The following is a 15,719-nucleotide window of genomic DNA, read 5'->3' on the forward strand; positions in this document are numbered from 1 at the left end:
CGTCTTGCCATGATCGACGTGGCCGATCGTGCCAATGTTCACATGCGGCTTGGTGCGCTCGAATTTACCTTTTGCCATAGTCTCTTTCCTTGGGCGGCCTTGACCTTCAGTTCAGTCGAATGCGGGGCGATTAGCGACAACGGCCGCAAAACACAAGTGCCTTGTGGTTGAGCGTTGTCTCGCTCGAGCCGAACCAATGATCTGATTTCAGGGGTATGGTGCGGATATAGGATCGCGACAGGCGAATTCAAATCCGCGCGTCTTGCCTCGGCTAGCCCATCGACAGTTTCGCGCGGGTAGACGCCAGATCGGCCGGAACTGGCCCATTGCCGCCCCGATCGGCCTCTGATTTCTTCAGCCAATGCAATTCCTTCCGGCAAATATCCGCGGCCCGCTGTTCATGATCGTCTCGACGGGATCCTACCTCGTCAATGACACGATGATGAAGCTCGCGACCGCAGGGCTGCCGCCTTATGAGGTGCTGCTGCTGCGTGGCGCGGCCGCCACACTGTGGGGCATGCCGCTGCTTTTCATGCTGGGCTATGGCAGGCAGATCCCGCTGCTGTTCGAACGCAAGGTGCTGCGCCGGAACCTTTGCGAGCTGGCGGCGATCCTTTGCTACGTCGTGGCGTTGGCCAACATGCCGATCGCCGATTCGACGGCGCTCGGGCAGATCACGCCGCTCATCGTGCTGGTCGGGTCCTCGCTCCTTTTCGGCGAGAAGATCGGCGCCGTGCGAATGGCGCTGATTAGCCTAGGCTTTGTCGGCGCCGTCATGGTGGCGCAACCGACGATGCAGGGCATTTCCATCTATGCCTTGCTGGCGCTGGGCAACGCGGCCCTGGCCGCGGCGCGCGACCTCGCCGGACGTAAGGTGGGCGCCGAGGTGCCCGGCATGATCGTCGCCATCTCCGCCGTGGTTGTCGTGCTGCTCGGCTCAGGTGTCGCACACCTTGTCTCGGAACAGTGGGTGATGCCGGAGGGCCGTCATCTCCTTTTGCTTGCCGGCGCCGGCCTGTTCCTGATCTTCGGTCACTTCTTCATCTTCATGGCCTATCGCGTCGGACCGACAAGCGCGGTGGCGCCCTTCTACTATTGCTTCACCGTCTGGGCGGTGATTTCCGGCCTTTTGGTGTTCGGGCAGCTCCCCAACACGCTCGCCGTCTGCGGCATTCTCCTGGTGATCGGCAGCGGCCTCGCCATCGTCTCGCTCGACGAGCGAAGGAGGCGCTTGAGCGTTGTGGCCTGAGGTCGTCCGGACTGAAAAGCTGAACGCTACAGCCCCACCCTTTTCTTCAACGGACGTTTGGCAAGGAATCCGACGAGGTTGCGCAGCGTCCGCGGGTAGACCAGACGGCCGTTGCGAAAAGCGGTCAGATCGCCGGCGACATGCAGCGAGGACGTCTCATCGGGATCGCCTGGGGGGATGCCTCCCCATCGTTCCGGATCGTAGTAGTCGACAAGGAAACCGTAGTCGTAGCGGCAGAAGCGCATCGCCTTTCTGAACGCCGCGGGGGACAGATCCGAGGGACTGACCTTGCCCCGAGCTGCCTGCAGCCGCGGCATAGAGACTGTCTTGCCGCTGACCGTGGACAGGAAGGCGCCGACCTTGTCCATGTCCTCGAATTTGAAGACGTGCTCGAACAGGAACAGGCTGGAACCGATGAAGCGGCGTGGCGAGGCGACGTGAAAGTGGATGTCCCCTGAGCACGCGCAGTATTTTTCGATGTTGAGGATGAAGGTATCGGGATCCGGGTTGGTCGGCAGCCCAAAGCTCTCGAGCAACTCGAGGTTGGGCGAGCGTGACCGTAGGACATCGGTGTCCAATATCCTGCTGGAATAAGCCGAGAGCAGCCGCTCCAGCGGATCACGAACGATCGTGAATTTACCGCTGAGGCCGTCATAGACCGGCTCGAACGGATCGGCCCAATTGGTTGCAATTTGACTGTGGACGTCGTTGTCCGGGTCAAGCAGAACGGCTTCCTTGCCGCCGAGCGCCATCAGCGCGTATTTGACGCTGCTGGTGCCGCTTTTCGGGATTGGATAATAGGTGACCGGAAGGCCTTGAATCTGGACCGCCATCGCCGTTCCGCCCCACGCCATCCAATGCCAATACGCAGCGCGGTCGCGTTCGACGACCAGCGCTCGGCTGACGATCCCACCACGGCGATCGAGTCGTGGTTTCGCCGATCGTTCGACCGTTCTACAGCGTGCGCCTGCCGGAGAACTGGTGATAAGCCCAGAGCACGACGACCGAGCCGATGACGGCGACAATCAGGCTCCAGATGTTGAGGCCGGTGACGCCCGATGCGCCGAAGGCGCTGAAGATCACGCCACCGACGATAGCGCCGACGATGCCGAGCACGATGTCCATGATCAAGCCCTGACCGGTCTTGTTGACGATCTTGCTGCCGATGAAGCCGGCGATCGCGCCGAGAATGATCCAGCTGATGATGCCCATTTCTTCCCTCCAATCCCCTCGCTGCCAATCATTTTCATATGATTGTCAAAAGCTCAAGACAGCTTGAAAATCCCCCCGGTTGAGCCATTCTGGCGCCGGGTGGACTTGGTTGATAGGAGATCCATGATGGGCCTTTTTGACAACGCCGTTCCCGGCGGCAACATCACCAAACCCCTGATGATCGCGCTCGGCGCGCTGCTGGTCGGCAAGATGCTGAGCGGCAGAAGCGAGGAACAGCCAGCCGAAGCTCAGGCCCCCGCCCCAACTCCCGCCGGAACCTCCGCCGATGGCGGCCTGCTCGGCGGACTGGGCGGGCTGCTCGACAGACTGCGAGACGCCGGCCACGGCGGCGTAGCCGATTCCTGGGTCGGCACCGGCCAGAACCGGCCGATCAACGCCAACGATCTCGGCTCGGCGCTGGGGCCGGCGGTGATCCGCGAGATCGCGCAACATACCGGTATGAACGAGCAGGAGCTGCTGCAGCAATTGTCCACGGCGCTGCCCGGCGTTGTCGACAAGCTGACGCCGAACGGCCAAGTCCCGCCGCAACATCAGGCGACATCGGCTTTCAACAGCTAAGCATAAGGCAGATCGAACACGCCGCGCGCCACGGGTGCTCGGCGTTTTTCTTTTGAGGCCTACGACGAAGAAAATCTGGAGCGGGTAGCGGGAATCGAACCCGCATATTCAGCTTGGAAGGCTGCTGCTCTACCACTGAGCTATACCCGCCTGCGCTAGCATCGGAAAACAGCGGCACACTTCCGGTGCTTTTCGTTTCAGGGCTTCCGGGCCGGCAGTGGTGGAGAGGGTTGGATTCGAACCAACGTAGGCTAAGCCAACGGATTTACAGTCCGTCCCCTTTAACCACTCGGGCACCTCTCCAGTCTGCCGCCGGAGCCATGCAACGAGGCATTTCAGCCGACCCGGAGCCCGAGTAAGGATCTTCTCCGAAATCAGCGATGCGCCTTATGGCGGCAAGGCCGGTGGGTGTCAACCGGCGCGGCCAGGGTTTTTCGAGGATGTTCGGCATTCGTCGCCGCAGCCCGTATCCTTAGCCGGCCGGGACGGTTATAGAGGCCGGCATGAGCGACAACAAAAGCAGCAAACCGGGCACCCCGAAGGACACCCACTACGCCAAGCTGAGGCGCGCGCATCGCGACCAGAAGGCGGGCGGCGCGCCGGCATTCCGGCCGCGCCAACCGGTGCCGCCAGGCGAAGGCCCCGCCGACGGACTGGTGCGGCTTTACGGCCTGCACACGGTGCGGGCCGCGCTCGACAATCCGCGACGCAAGATCAAAAGAATGCTGGTGACCCGCAATGCCGCCGAGAGGCTGGCGATCGGCGATCTTTCCGCCCTGTCCTTCATGACCGAGTTGGTCGAGCCCAAAGATATCGACAAAATCACCGGCTCGGACGCCGTGCATCAGGGCGTGCTGATCGAGGCGGAACCGCTTAAACCCAAGCGCCTTGACACGCTCGGCGACACAAAGCTGGTGCTGGTGCTCGACCAGGTCACCGACCCGCACAATGTCGGCGCTATCCTGCGCTCCGCGGTTGCTTTCGGCGCCGGCGCGCTGATCACGACGGCCCGCCACAGCCCGCAGGAATCGGGCGTGCTGGCGAAATCGGCCTCGGGCGCGCTGGAGCACATCGACCAGATCGAGGTGAAGAACCTGGCCGACGCACTGGGTCAACTGCACGATGCCGGCTTCCAGACGATCGGGCTCGATTCCGAGGGATCGGCGGAGCTGGAAAAGAGCTTCGCCGGAGGAAAAATTGCGCTGGTTCTGGGCGCCGAGGGCAAGGGCTTGCGCCAGAAGACGCGCGAGACGGTGACCGCGCTTGCCCGCCTGGACATGCCCGGCGCCATCCGCTCGCTCAACGTGTCGAACGCCGCGGCGGTGAGCCTTTATGCGGCGCGAAAATTCATAGCGAATAGCGAATAGCGAATAGCGAATAGCGAATAGCGAATAGCGAATAGCCGAAACACGGCGGCCCGTCGGCCTGCAATCCCTATTCGCTACTCCCTATTCGCTATTCGCTTCTAGGCCACTTCGTGGCCCGCCATCCGCTCCAGCGCCCTGACCAGCGCCGAGTGATCCTCCTTCGCCCCACCACTGGCGGCGCAGGAATTGAACAGTTGCTGCGTCGTCGAGGTGTTGGGGAGCGCAACGCCGAGCGCCTTGGCGCCTTCCAGCGCGAGGTTGAGGTCCTTCTGGTGCAGTTCGATGCGGAAACCGGGCGCGAAGGTGCGCTTGATCATGCGCTCGCCATGCACTTCGAGGATGCGCGAGGCGGCGAGACCGCCCATCAGGGCTTGGCGAACCCTTGCAGGATCGGCGCCGGCCTTCGAGGCGAAGACCAGGGCTTCGCCGATCGCCTCGATGGTGAGCGCCACGACGATCTGGTTGGCGACCTTGGTGGTCTGGCCGACGCCGTTCGGCCCGACCAGCGTGATGTTCTTGCCCATCTTCTCGAACACCGGCCTGGCGCGCTCGAACGCCTTGTCCTCGCCGCCGACCATGATGGTAAGCGAGGCTGCCTTGGCGCCGACCTCGCCGCCGGATACCGGCGCGTCGAGATAGTCGCAGCCGAGATCGTTGATCTTCTTGGCGAAGTCCTTGGTGGCGATCGGCGAGATCGAGCTCATGTCGATGACGAGCTTGCCTTTCGACAGAGCTGAAGCGACGCCGTTTTCGCCGAACAGCACATCCGCCACCTGCGGCGTGTCGGGCACCATGGTGATGATGATGTCGGCGGCGCTGGCCACCGCATCGTGGCCGGTGACGGTCTTCAGCCCCTTGGCCGCGAGAGCGGCCGGCGGCTTCGAGCGATGGTCGCTGGCGATGGCCGGGTAGCCGGCGTCGAGCAGATGCCCCGCCATCGGCGCGCCCATGATGCCGAGGCCAATGAAGCCGATGGTTTCCATTTTGCGGTCTCCTGAAGGTCTTTGTCCGAATGGATCGAAGGCTGGCGCCGCCCCTCATCCGCCTGCCGGCACCTTCTCCCCGTGAAGGATGGGGAGAAGGGGGACAAGCTCCAGCGCTGGCGACCCCCCTCTCCCCCGTTTTTCACGGGGAGAGGGTAAGGGTGAGGGGCAGCGCCGAGGCTGGTTGAGAAGCGCCTAAGCCGCCGCACTCCCCTGCCCGGCGAACTGCCGGAACCAGCCGAGTCCCACCTCCGTGCCGGCCTTCGGTTTGTATTCGGCGCCGATCCAGCCGGAATAGCCGAGCCGGTCGATATGGTCGTAGAGGAAGGGATAATTGATCTCGCCCGTCCCCGGCTCGTGACGGCCGGGATTGTCCGCAAGCTGGATATGCGCGATGCGGCCAAGGTTTGCCTCGATGGTACGGGCGAGATCCCCCTCCATGATCTGCATGTGATAAATGTCGTATTGCAGGAACAGGTTCTTCGAGCCGATGCGGTCGATCAGCGCCAGCGCCTGATCGGTGTAATTCAGGAAGAAGCCCGGAATGTCGCGAGTGTTGATCGGCTCGATCAGCAGCTTGATGCTGGCCTGCTCCAGCTTTTCGGCCGCGAAAGCGAGATTTTCGGCAAAGACGTTTTCCAAAGTAGTGCGATCGGCACCCTGCGGCGCGATGCCGGCGAGGCAGTTGACCTGCTCGCAGCCAACCGCGTGCGCATAAGTGATCGCCTTGGCGACGCCCTGGCGAAATTCAGGCACGCGGTCGGGCAGCACGGCAATGCCGCGCTCGCCCTTTGCCCAGTCGCCGGCCGGCAGGTTGAAGAGAACCTGCGTCAGGCCGTTCTTCTTGAGGCGAGCGGCAACAACGTCCGGCGCATGGTCGTACGGCCCGATATATTCGACGCCCTTGAAGCCGGCGCGGGCAGCGGCATCGAAACGATCTAGGAATTCGTGCTCCCCGAAGAGCATCGAAAGATTGGCTGAAAAACGCGGCATTCTTTTTGCTCCTTCTTTCCGCCGGACCTCAATCGAGCATCACGATCGCCGTCGGCGCATCCTCGTGGCTTTCGGCAAGCTCCTCGAATTCGGTGATCTTGTCGATTTCGGTGCCCATGGAAATGTTGGTGACACGTTCAAGGATGAATTCGAGAACGACCGGGACCTGGTGGTCCTTCATCAGCCGCTCAGCCTCTTTGAAGGCGCCGGCGAACTCTTCCGGCTTGCGCACGCGAACCGCCTTGCAGCCCATCGCCTCGGCGACCGCGACATGGTCGACGCCGTAGCCGGCCTCGGGATCGTTTGCCCGGTTGACGTTCTCGAAGGCGAGGCTCACCTCGTAGTCCATCGAGAAGCCGCGCTGCGCCTGGCGGATCAGCCCGAGATAGGCGTTGTTCACGACGACGTGGATGTAAGGCAGGTTGTGCTGCGCGCCGACCGCCAGCTCCTCGATCATGAACTGGAAGTCGTAGTCGCCGGAGAGCGCGACGATGGCGCGATCGGGATCCGCGGCGCGCACGCCGAGCGCGGCCGGCAGCGTCCAGCCGAGCGGGCCGGCCTGGCCGCAGTTGATCCAGTTGCGCGGCTTGTAGACATGCAGGAATTGCGCGCCGGCGATCTGCGACAGGCCGATCGTGGTGACATAGGTGGTGTCGCGGGCAAAAGCCTTGTTCATCTCCTCATAGACGCGCTGCGGCTTCAGCGGCACCTGCTCGAAATGCGTCTTGCGCTTCATGGTTTTCTTGCGCTGCTGGCATTCCTTCGCCCAGCCCGACCAATCGCGCAGCTTGCCGGCCGTACGCCACTCGGTGGCGACGTCGAGCAGCATCTTCAGCGCCGCGCCCGCATCCGAGACGATGCCGAGATCCGGCGCGAAGACGCGGCCGATCTGAGTGGGCTCGATGTCGACATGGATGAATTTCTTGCCCTTGGTGTAGACGTCGACCGACCCGGTGTGGCGATTGGCCCAGCGGTTGCCGATGCCAAAGACGAAGTCGGCTTCAAGCATTGTCGCGTTGCCGTAACGGTGCGAGGTCTGCAGGCCGCACATGCCGGCCATCAGCCGGTGATCGTCGGGGATCGCGCCCCAGCCCATCAACGTCGGAATGACCGGCACGCCGGTGACTTCGGCGAACTCGGTCAGCAAATCGGAAGCATCGGCGTTGATGATGCCGCCGCCGGCGACGATCAGCGGCTTTTGCGCCTGGTTGAGCATTGCCAAAGCCTTTTCGGCCTGGGCGCGCGTCATTGCCGGCCTGAAGGGAACCAGCGGCTCATAGGCCTCGATGTCGAATTCGATCTCGGCAAGCTGCACATCGAGCGGCAGGTCGATCAGCACCGGGCCCGGTCGCGAGGAGCGCATCAGGTGGAACGCCTTCTGCAGCGCCATCGGCACCAGATAGGGTTCCATGACGGTGACGGCCCATTTGGCGACGGGTGCTGCGATCGAAGCGATGTCGACGGCCTGGAAATCCTCCTTGTTGAGGCGAGCGCGCGGCGCCTGCCCGGTAATGCAGAGGATGGGAATGGAATCCGCCGAGGCGGAATAGAGCCCGGTGATCATATCGGTGCCGGCCGGACCTGAGGTGCCGATGCAGAGCCCGATATTGCCGGCCTTGGCGCGGGTAAAACCTTCAGCCATGTGCGAGGCGCCCTCGACATGGCGCGCGAGAACGTGGCGGATGGTGCCGCGCGCCTTCAGCGCCGAATAGAGGGGGTTGATCGCCGCGCCCGGCACGCCGAAGGCATTGGTGATGCCTTCCTTTTCTAGAACGAGAACCGCCGCGTCGACAGCGCGCATCCTGGCCATGTTCAGCCTCCACTTGGTTGGTTGGCTTTAGAATGCCAGCGCGTTCTCGATTTTTCAATTTTTTCAGAATATTTTTTCATTTCTAGAAAACTGTTGTACCTTGCTGAATTCACTGATCTTTTCCTTTTCCAGAAAATCGCCACGGGGGGCCAGTGAAAAACTTTTTCATTGTGCTCCGCGCGAAATTGCGGAGAATGCGTGCATGGAAACCACGGAAAAACGCCAACGCGGCCGGCCGCGTGCCTTCAACGGCCCGCAGGAAGCGGCTTCAGTGCAGTCGCTCGACCGCGCGCTGCGCATCCTGGCGATCGTCGCGGACGCCAGCGGCTTGTCCTTGAGCGAGATCGCGGCGCGCAGCGGCATCGCCGCCTCAACGGCCTACCGCATGCTGACGACGCTGGAGAACCACGGCATGGTCGAGTTCGACTCGACCGACCAGCTCTGGTCGATCGGCGTCGAGACCTATCGCATGGGCGCCGCCTTCCTGCGCCGCCGCAAGCTGGTCGACCGCGCCCGCATCGTGATGCAGGAACTGATGGAAAAGACCGGCGAGACCGCCAATCTGGGCGTCGCCGAAGACGATTGCGTGGTGTTCGTCAGTCAGGTCGAGACGCATCAGGCGATCCGGGCCTTCTTCCGGCCGGGCACGCGCAGTTCCTTCCATGCGTCGGGCATCGGCAAGGCGGTGCTGGCGCATCTCGAGCCGGAGCGGGTCGCCGCCATCCTGCGCAAGGCCGGCCTGCAGCGCTTCACCGACAAGACGCTCTCCGACATCTCGGCGCTGGCTCATGATCTGGCGACCATCAAGCATCGCGGCTGGTCGGTCGACGACGAGGAACGCCATCCCGGCATGCGCTGCGTCGCCGCTGCCATCTTCAACGAGTTCGGCGAGCCGATCGGCGGCGTTTCCGTGTCCGGCCCGACGGTGCGGGTGACGCCGGAGCGCCTGGCCGAGATCGGTCCGCTGGTGCGCGAGGCCGCGGCCGAGGTGACGAAGATGATCGGCGGCGTGAAAGCCTACTGACTGCGACAGTTTTTGTTTGCGCATGACCCCGGCGTCATGCGCCGGGCAGCGCGCTCTTGGCCGCCATTCCGGGACGGCCAGACTAAACGTATCGCTGTACACCCTCGGCTGCATGGGCCCTGCCGTCTTGCCGCGGCGTTCGAATGCATGCGAAAGGGCGTGGATGCGGAAAACGGTTCAACTCTTGCTCGCCGCTTCACTTTGCGGATGCGCTGCCACGACACCGGTGCCGGACTCGAACGGGCAGCGCGTCGATTCCATACCGATCTCGCTCGCCCTCGAGGAGATCATTACCGCCGGCGTCCGCCAGTACTTGAAGGATCCAGTCTCGGCGAAGTTCGGGACGATGCTTGCCGGTGAGCGGACGTTGAACGGCCGCCATGAGATCGTGGTTTGCGGCTTTGTCGACGACAAGCGCTCGGCCGGCGGCTCCAGCGACGGCAAAGCCTTCATTGCCAAGGTCAACCCGGATGCCGGAAACAGCTTCGAACTTGTCGCGATGAGCGGTGAAACGTCTAATGCCGGGCTTGCCGTTGCCGGCGCTTGCCGCAGCGCGGGATTGGCGATCGAGGCCAAGACTTCGTAGCACCAAACGAAAAAGGGGCCGCGAAGCCCCCTTTCCGGTTGCCGAGACGGTGGCTCTCCTCTTGTTTTACGCAATTCCGGACGGAAAACCGCTATGCGCTTTTCCTGGAACTGCTCTCAGAGGCGGCAATAATGCGGATAGCCGTCGTAGCCGATGTAGGTGTTCGAGCCCGGATCGTAGCTGGCATAGCGGGCCATGCAGCGGCGAACATGCCAGGAACCGTGGTAGCCATCCTCGACATAGACCGTCCGCGGCTGCTGAGCGAGCAGGTTGCCCAGGACGAAGCCGCCAACGCCGGCGGCGATGCCGATGCCGAGCTCGCGGCGGTGATGATGGTCGTGAGCGGCCGAAGGCTGGACGGTGCCGGCCAGCGTGCCGGCGGCAACAGAGGTGGCGATAAGGGTCGAAACGAGCGTGCGCTTGAACATGATGATCTCCTTGGTTTCCTGACCGAGGCGATCCATCCGCCTCTTGATCATCTGTCGTTGCAGCGCGGAAAAGGTTCGAAGTTTTTTTCTGATTTTTTTGAGTGGCCGGAAGCGGCTCAAATCTTTCGGAACTGCCCCTATCCTTGATCGAGGCGACCATTCGCCTCTGGCGATCAGTTGTGGCGGAGCGGCGGCAAAAGGTACGATGGATTGGGTAAATAGTGGATGGTGAATAGCGAATGGTCCAGAAAACGCCGCCTTTCACCATTCACCATTCACTCCCCTCACCCCATTCCCGTGACGTGCCGCAGCCAGAAGGCGAGCACGATGAAGCCGATGATCATGGTGACGCCCGTCCAGTCGATGTTGGCCTTCTTCAGATCGCTGACGGCCTTCATCAGGAGAAGCCAGGTCACGACGATGAGCGGCAGGATGATGACGAATCTGATCATGCGACACCCCGTTCGACGCGATTGCACCCGACAGAGATGTAGGAAGCGGCGCGCCTCATTTCAGCATGCCGACTAAGCCAAGCGGTCCATTAGCAACCCAAAACGGAGTTTTGTCTTTACTGGCGCACGAAATGTGCTACCGGAGCGCCGTGCCCTTGTAGCTCAGCTGGTAGAGCAGCGGTTTTGTAAACCGAAGGTCGCGGGTTCGATCCCTGCCGGGGGCACCATCCTTCGCTCTGCCAGCTTTCGAAGCATCACTATATTCTGGCAATGCGCTATTTCCGGCAGGTGCTGCCATGTCGCGAACTCTGATCGTCATTGGCCTCAGCATAGTTGCCGCTGGCCTGCTGTGGCCATGGGTGACCAGGATCGGCCTCGGCAGGTTGCCCGGTGATATCGTGATCGAGCGCGAGAATTTCAGGCTCTACGTTCCCATCACCACGGGAATTCTGATCAGTGTGGTTCTCTCGACCATTCTGTGGCTGATCAACCGTCAGTGAGTACGTTCGGCCGCGACGCTTTGCTGAAAGCCCTCTACCTGCTCGCTCTTGATCTTCTATACGCCGATCGCAGCCACCAAGATCCGGTTCTGCCGCCTTATCGCCGCGCGCAGCTCCGGGATTTTCGCCTCGTCGCGCTTCACGAACTCGATGAACATCATGTTCATGTTGTTGAAGATCAACTCGCCCACCGCCGGGCCATCGATGTCTGACCGAACCAGGCCGATCTCCTGCAGGCGGGCGATCAGCGCCCGGATCTGTTCGGTCAAGGCGCGGTCGAGCGCGGTATAGGCCTGGCCGAAAGGGCTGTCGGGCAATTGGGTCGAGATTGCCATCGCCTGCCGCCACATCTCCTTGCTCAGGTAATTGAGCGAGTGCTCGATATAGATGCCGATCAGCCTGTCGAGCGCGTCGCCGACATCGGCCGGCGGGCTGCCGACCACGCCTTGCCCGGCATTCAGCACCTCGTTGACCTCCATAGCGACGATGGCGCCGAGGATGTCACCCTTATTCTGGTAGTAATTGTAGATCGTGCCGATCGAGACCTCTGCCTGCGCAGCTATGGCCTCGATCTTGGCGCCTTCATAGCCGGCCTCACGGAAAAGCTCCGTCGCCGCATCGATGATGCGGCGGTGCCTGTCCGCCTTCTGCCGTGCGCGCAATCCGCTCATATCGGCCTCTCTGCCACAAAATCATAATTGACTCAATTTTAGAATTGGTTCAACTTTTCCTCAACAAGCCAGCAAGGCAGGGAGAACACTCGATGACTGTCCGGAATCCGCTTTCCAGCCTGAAGTCCCGTCTCGGAGCCGCCTGCGCTGCTGTGGCACTGCTCGCCGCTGGCGGCGCTCAGGCCGCCGATCTCAACGCGCTGATCTGGTGCGACCACTCCGATCCGGCGCTGCTGCAGCCCTTCGAGGAGGCCAACAACGTCAAGGTCAACGTCAAGGAATTCGAGGGCACAGGCGCAGGGCTCGCGATCGTCGATCAGTCGCAGCCGGGCGATTGGGACGTGATGGTGATCGATTCCATCGACGTACCGCGCGGTGTCGAGAAAGGCCTGTTCGAGCCGCTGCCGGAGGACAAGCTGCCTTTCGCCGACCTCTTTCCGGAAGTGAAGATGGACAAGTCCACCGTGGTCGACGGCAAGCGCTACGGCATCACCGAAAAGTTCGGCTACAACACGATCGGCTTCAACAAGACCAAGGTCGATCCGGCCGACATGCAGTCGCTGGCTTCGCTGACCAGCGACAAATACAAGGGCAAGATCGCGATCTACGACTATTACCTGCCGGTCATCGGCATGGCGGCTCTGGCGATCGGCAAGAAGACGGCCGACCTCACCGAGGCAGACCTGCCCGCTCTCAAGGCCGAGCTGCTCAAGATGAAGGCCAACGCCAAGCTGGTCGGGGAAGTCACCGCCAGCCAGACCGCGCTTGCGACCGGCGAGGTGGATGTCCTTGTCGGCGGCGGCGAGTGGGTGACGGCGGGGCTCGCCAAGGAAAACCCGGCGCTCGACTTCACGATCCCCAAGGAAGGCGCGGTGCTGTGGTCGCAGTCGCTCGCCATGTTCAAGGAATCCAAGAACAAGGACATGGCGCTAAAATTCATCCAGTATATCCTGAGCCCGGAGGGCCAGGCGCGCCTTGCCACCTCCTCCTGCTACTGGGGCATGCCGTCCAACAAGAAGGCAGCGCTCACCGACGAGCAGAAGAAGATCCTGCGCTTCGACGAGCAGCCCGGCTTCCTCGCCCGCGCCCAGGCCTATCCGGCGCCGAACGCCGATCTCGACAAGAAGATGCAGGACATGTGGACCGAAATGCTGCAGGCGCAGTAATCGGCCGATGAGCGTTGCCGGAAGCAACCTGCGTGCCCTGCCCTGGGCGCTGGTCACGCCGGCGCTGGCTTGGACGCTTCTGTTCTTCGTGCTGCCCTTCGTCGCCATGGGATTGTCGAGCCTGACGGCGCATGAAGGCGGCGGCTTCACTTTGGCCAATTACAGCCAGTTCTTCACCGATCCATCCTACTGGCGGGCGATGGTGAACTCGCTGGAGGTGACCGCAATCGTCACCGTGATTTCGATCGTGCTCGCCTATCCATTCGCCTGGATCCTTGCCGAAAAAGTGCCGGAGCGCTGGCAGCGATTGGCACTGATGCTCGCCGTGCTGCCGTTCTGGACGTCTTACGTCGTGCGCTCCTATTCCTGGCTGCTCGTGCTGGCGCAGAACGGCGTCATCAATCGGGCGCTCACCGGCATCGGCTTGGTCGCCGAGCCGCTGCAGCTTGCGAACACTCGGTTCGCTACCGTCACCGGCTTCGTCCACTTCTTCGTCATGCTGCTGACGCTCACCATCTTCGCCAATCTGAAACAACTCAGCCCGAGCTATCGCAAGGCGGCCGCCGACCTCGGTGCCGGGCCGGTGCGGACCTTCCTGCATGTCGTGCTGCCGCTGACCCTGCCCGGTATCATGGTCGGGGCTTTCCTCACCTTCGTACTCTGCATCGGCGACTACATCACGCCGCAGATCCTCGGCGGCAACAACGAGCTGGTCATGCCGCAGCTGGTCATGATGCAGATCGGCCGGCGCGGCGATTTTCCGCTGGCCTCGGCGCTTTCGATCATCCTGATGGCCGTCGTCACCGTCGCCTATCTCGCCTGCGCCCGCTGGCTGAAGATCGAGCGGGCTTGACCATGCGTGCTGCCGTCCGCCTCGCCGCCTGGCTCTACGCGATCGCCGTCTACGGCTTCATCTTCCTGCCGGTGGTCGTGCTGATACTGTTCTCGCTGCAGGCGACCTCTTTCCCCATCCCGCCTTTCACCGGCCCGTCGCTGCGCTGGTACCAGGCGGTGCTGTCCGATGCACGCCTCACCTCCGCGCTGGTCAATTCGCTGCTGGTGGCGGTGCTGTCCTCGCTCGCATCCGTCACGCTCGGCTTCCTTTCCGCCTGGGGTTTCGCGCGCTTCGTGCTGCCGGGCTCGGCCCTGCTGCGCGGGTTGATCACGCTGCCGCTCACCGTCAGCTATCTGATCATCGGCATGGGGCTGCTGGTGCTGTTCAACTGGGCCGGCGTGCCGAAATCGCTCATCGCCGCCGGCATCGGCCATGTGGTGATCAACCTGCCGCTCTGCTTCGCCATCATCTATAGCCAGATGGGCGACCACCAGATCAACATCGAGCGCGCCGCGCGCGACCTCGGCGCTCCCGAATGGAAGGTGCTGCTGATGATCACCGTGCCGGTCATGGCGCCGGCGATCTTCGCCGGCTTCTTCCTGTCGATGACCTTCTCCTGGGACGAGTTCGTCATCTCCTTCCTGCTCACCCGATTCGAGACGACGCTCCCGGTCGAGATCTGGAACCTCTTGCGCTCCGGCCTCAATCCCAAGACCAATGCCGTCGGCTCGCTGGTCTTTGCGGTCTCGATTGTGCTCGTGGTGCTGTTCGAATTGACCCTGCTGCGGAGAAAGCCGGCATGAGCGCCCCATTGGTCGACATCCGCAACGTCTCGCATCGTTTCGGCCTCCTCGCCGTTTTGAAGAACGTCTCGCTCGCGATCGAGCCCGGCAGCTACACGATCCTCCTCGGCCCGTCCGGCTCCGGCAAGACGACGCTGCTTTCGATCCTTGGCGGCTTCGTCACCCCCAGCGAAGGCGAGGTGTTCATTCGCGGCGCGGATTGCACCGCCGTGCCGCCGGCCAAGCGCCCGACGACGACCGTCTTCCAGGACTACGCGCTGTTCCCGCATATGAGCGTCGGTAAGAATGTCGGCTTCGGGCTGCGCATGCAGGGCGTCGATGGCGCGACGCGGACGGCAAAGGCACGCGAAGCGCTCGCCCTCGTCGGGCTTGCAGACTCCTCCGACAAGAAGCCGCACCAGCTCTCCGGTGGCCAGCGCCAGCGCGTCGCGCTGGCGCGCGCGCTGGTCATCGAGCCGGCGGTGCTGTTGCTCGACGAGCCGCTCGGCGCGCTGGATCTTAAGCTGCGCCGGCAGATGCAGGACGAGTTGAAAGCGATCCAGAAGCGGGTCGGCACCGCTTTCGTCCATGTCACGCACGACCAGGAAGAAGCGATGGCGCTGGCCGACCATTGCGTGGTGATGAATGATGGGCGCATCGAGGACGAAGGCGCGCCCGAGCGGGTCTATGCGCGGCCGAAGACTCGCTTCTCGGCGACCTTCATGGGCGAAAGCACGATTCTCGCAGGCAAAGCCGGCGAAACGCAGGATGGACGCGTCGAAGTCGCGACCAGGCTCGGGCCGATCTCGCTGCCCGGCACTGCGCCGGCTGGCGCGGCTGTGGCGCTTGCCATCCGGCCCGAGCACCTCATCCTTGCGGGAGCGAAAGGCGACGTCGCGCTCGGCACCGCCAAAGTGAGCGACGTCGTCTACCAAGGGAGCTTCAAGCGGGTGCTCGCCACCTCGGCGCAGGATCCTACATTGCAGTTCATCGCCAAGGCACCAGCTCCCGCGACCGTCCAGGCCGGCGACACGGTCGCGGTTTCATGCAATGCTCAAGACATCATCCTGCTGGCGGACTGA

18 protein-coding genes, 3 tRNA genes and 1 pseudogene are annotated in these 15,719 nt (G+C 62.7%); 11 read left to right on the top strand and 11 right to left on the bottom strand.

Going from position 1 to position 15,719, the window contains the following annotated elements; all coding sequences use genetic code 11:
• Window positions 1–78, bottom strand: a pseudogene (locus P9217_RS23360) (elongation factor Tu); the annotation flags it as partial.
• 283 nt (window positions 79–361) lie between these two features.
• On the opposite strand from P9217_RS23360, the gene P9217_RS23365 reads away from it, so the two are divergent.
• Window positions 362–1,249, top strand: a complete 888-nt coding sequence (locus tag P9217_RS23365; RefSeq protein WP_095824693.1) for a DMT family transporter — start codon at window positions 362–364, stop codon at window positions 1,247–1,249.
• Between the two features lie 26 nt (window positions 1,250–1,275).
• Here P9217_RS23365 and P9217_RS23370 read toward each other — a convergent pair whose 3' ends face one another.
• Window positions 1,276–2,082, bottom strand: a complete 807-nt coding sequence (locus P9217_RS23370) for a sulfotransferase family 2 domain-containing protein (protein ID WP_278088031.1) — start codon at window positions 2,080–2,082, stop codon at window positions 1,276–1,278.
• A gap of 121 nt (window positions 2,083–2,203) precedes the next feature.
• Entirely contained in the window at window positions 2,204–2,461 is a 258-nt protein-coding gene (locus P9217_RS23375; protein ID WP_066989559.1) for a GlsB/YeaQ/YmgE family stress response membrane protein, read from the bottom strand.
• Between the two features lie 126 nt (window positions 2,462–2,587).
• Between P9217_RS23375 and P9217_RS23380 the strand changes: the two genes are divergently transcribed.
• Window positions 2,588–3,040 (top strand): YidB family protein, encoded by a 453-nt coding sequence (locus P9217_RS23380; protein WP_278088032.1) that lies wholly within the window; start codon window positions 2,588–2,590, stop codon window positions 3,038–3,040.
• A 76-nt stretch (window positions 3,041–3,116) separates the two neighbouring features.
• Here the strand turns inward: P9217_RS23380 and P9217_RS23385 are convergent.
• Both P9217_RS23385 and P9217_RS23390 read right to left on the bottom strand, forming a co-directional pair.
• Window positions 3,117–3,190 (bottom strand) — tRNA-Gly (locus P9217_RS23385).
• A 68-nt stretch (window positions 3,191–3,258) separates the two neighbouring features.
• Window positions 3,259–3,343: transfer RNA gene (locus P9217_RS23390), tRNA-Tyr, on the bottom strand.
• Window positions 3,344–3,543: 200 nt separating this feature from the next.
• Between P9217_RS23390 and P9217_RS23395 the strand changes: the two genes are divergently transcribed.
• The gene (locus P9217_RS23395) at window positions 3,544–4,407 is read left to right on the top strand and encodes an RNA methyltransferase (RefSeq protein WP_127325662.1); all 864 of its coding nucleotides are present in this window, start codon (window positions 3,544–3,546) and stop codon (window positions 4,405–4,407) included.
• Between the two features lie 98 nt (window positions 4,408–4,505).
• Here P9217_RS23395 and P9217_RS23400 read toward each other — a convergent pair whose 3' ends face one another.
• The 3 genes from P9217_RS23400 to gcl form a co-directional block, all read right to left on the bottom strand.
• Window positions 4,506–5,390, bottom strand: coding sequence for a 2-hydroxy-3-oxopropionate reductase (locus P9217_RS23400; protein WP_278088033.1), 885 nt, complete (start codon window positions 5,388–5,390; stop codon window positions 4,506–4,508).
• A 195-nt stretch (window positions 5,391–5,585) separates the two neighbouring features.
• Window positions 5,586–6,383 carry a 2-oxo-tetronate isomerase gene (otnI, locus tag P9217_RS23405; RefSeq protein WP_095801328.1) on the bottom strand — a complete coding sequence of 266 codons (798 nt, stop codon included), beginning with the start codon at window positions 6,381–6,383 and terminating at the stop codon, window positions 5,586–5,588.
• Window positions 6,384–6,411: 28 nt separating this feature from the next.
• Window positions 6,412–8,193: a glyoxylate carboligase gene (gene gcl, locus P9217_RS23410; protein ID WP_278088034.1), complete on the bottom strand. Its 1,782-nt coding sequence runs from the start codon at window positions 8,191–8,193 to the stop codon at window positions 6,412–6,414.
• 202 nt (window positions 8,194–8,395) lie between these two features.
• On the opposite strand from gcl, the gene bhcR reads away from it, so the two are divergent.
• Both bhcR and P9217_RS23420 read left to right on the top strand, forming a co-directional pair.
• The gene (gene bhcR / locus P9217_RS23415; RefSeq protein WP_067321643.1) at window positions 8,396–9,217 is read left to right on the top strand and encodes an HTH-type transcriptional regulator BhcR; all 822 of its coding nucleotides are present in this window, start codon (window positions 8,396–8,398) and stop codon (window positions 9,215–9,217) included.
• Between the two features lie 163 nt (window positions 9,218–9,380).
• On the top strand, window positions 9,381–9,803 hold the full coding sequence (locus P9217_RS23420; RefSeq protein WP_127217555.1) for a hypothetical protein: 423 nt from the start codon (window positions 9,381–9,383) through the stop codon (window positions 9,801–9,803).
• A gap of 116 nt (window positions 9,804–9,919) precedes the next feature.
• Here P9217_RS23420 and P9217_RS23425 read toward each other — a convergent pair whose 3' ends face one another.
• Window positions 9,920–10,267, bottom strand: coding sequence for a BA14K family protein (locus P9217_RS23425; RefSeq protein ID WP_245459740.1), 348 nt, complete (start codon window positions 10,265–10,267; stop codon window positions 9,920–9,922).
• A 248-nt stretch (window positions 10,268–10,515) separates the two neighbouring features.
• Window positions 10,516–10,683: a hypothetical protein gene (locus tag P9217_RS23430; RefSeq protein WP_278088035.1), complete on the bottom strand. Its 168-nt coding sequence runs from the start codon at window positions 10,681–10,683 to the stop codon at window positions 10,516–10,518.
• Between the two features lie 151 nt (window positions 10,684–10,834).
• Here P9217_RS23430 and P9217_RS23435 point away from each other — a divergent pair.
• Together P9217_RS23435 and P9217_RS23440 are read left to right on the top strand one after the other, a co-directional pair.
• Window positions 10,835–10,910 (top strand) — tRNA-Thr (locus tag P9217_RS23435).
• A gap of 69 nt (window positions 10,911–10,979) precedes the next feature.
• A complete protein-coding gene (locus P9217_RS23440; protein WP_067321527.1) occupies window positions 10,980–11,183 on the top strand; it encodes a DUF2905 domain-containing protein in 204 nt (67 codons plus the stop codon).
• 56 nt (window positions 11,184–11,239) lie between these two features.
• Here P9217_RS23440 and P9217_RS23445 read toward each other — a convergent pair whose 3' ends face one another.
• Entirely contained in the window at window positions 11,240–11,854 is a 615-nt protein-coding gene (locus tag P9217_RS23445) for a TetR/AcrR family transcriptional regulator (RefSeq protein ID WP_066989542.1), read from the bottom strand.
• Between the two features lie 92 nt (window positions 11,855–11,946).
• Between P9217_RS23445 and P9217_RS23450 the strand changes: the two genes are divergently transcribed.
• From P9217_RS23450 to P9217_RS23465, 4 genes are read left to right on the top strand one after another with little or no spacing between them, the layout of a single operon-like run.
• Window positions 11,947–13,020 (top strand): spermidine/putrescine ABC transporter substrate-binding protein, encoded by a 1,074-nt coding sequence (locus tag P9217_RS23450; protein ID WP_278088036.1) that lies wholly within the window; start codon window positions 11,947–11,949, stop codon window positions 13,018–13,020.
• Between the two features lie 7 nt (window positions 13,021–13,027).
• Window positions 13,028–13,873, top strand: coding sequence for an ABC transporter permease (locus P9217_RS23455; RefSeq protein WP_127241912.1), 846 nt, complete (start codon window positions 13,028–13,030; stop codon window positions 13,871–13,873).
• Window positions 13,874–13,875: 2 nt separating this feature from the next.
• On the top strand, window positions 13,876–14,658 hold the full coding sequence (locus tag P9217_RS23460) for an ABC transporter permease (RefSeq protein ID WP_095783289.1): 783 nt from the start codon (window positions 13,876–13,878) through the stop codon (window positions 14,656–14,658).
• Complete coding sequence (locus P9217_RS23465; protein WP_278088037.1) at window positions 14,655–15,719, top strand: ABC transporter ATP-binding protein; 1,065 nt, start codon at window positions 14,655–14,657, stop codon at window positions 15,717–15,719. Before P9217_RS23460 ends, P9217_RS23465 begins: the two co-directional genes overlap by 4 nt.

This window comes from Mesorhizobium sp. WSM4989 (assembly GCF_029625795.1).
GTDB lineage: Bacteria > Pseudomonadota > Alphaproteobacteria > Rhizobiales > Rhizobiaceae > Mesorhizobium.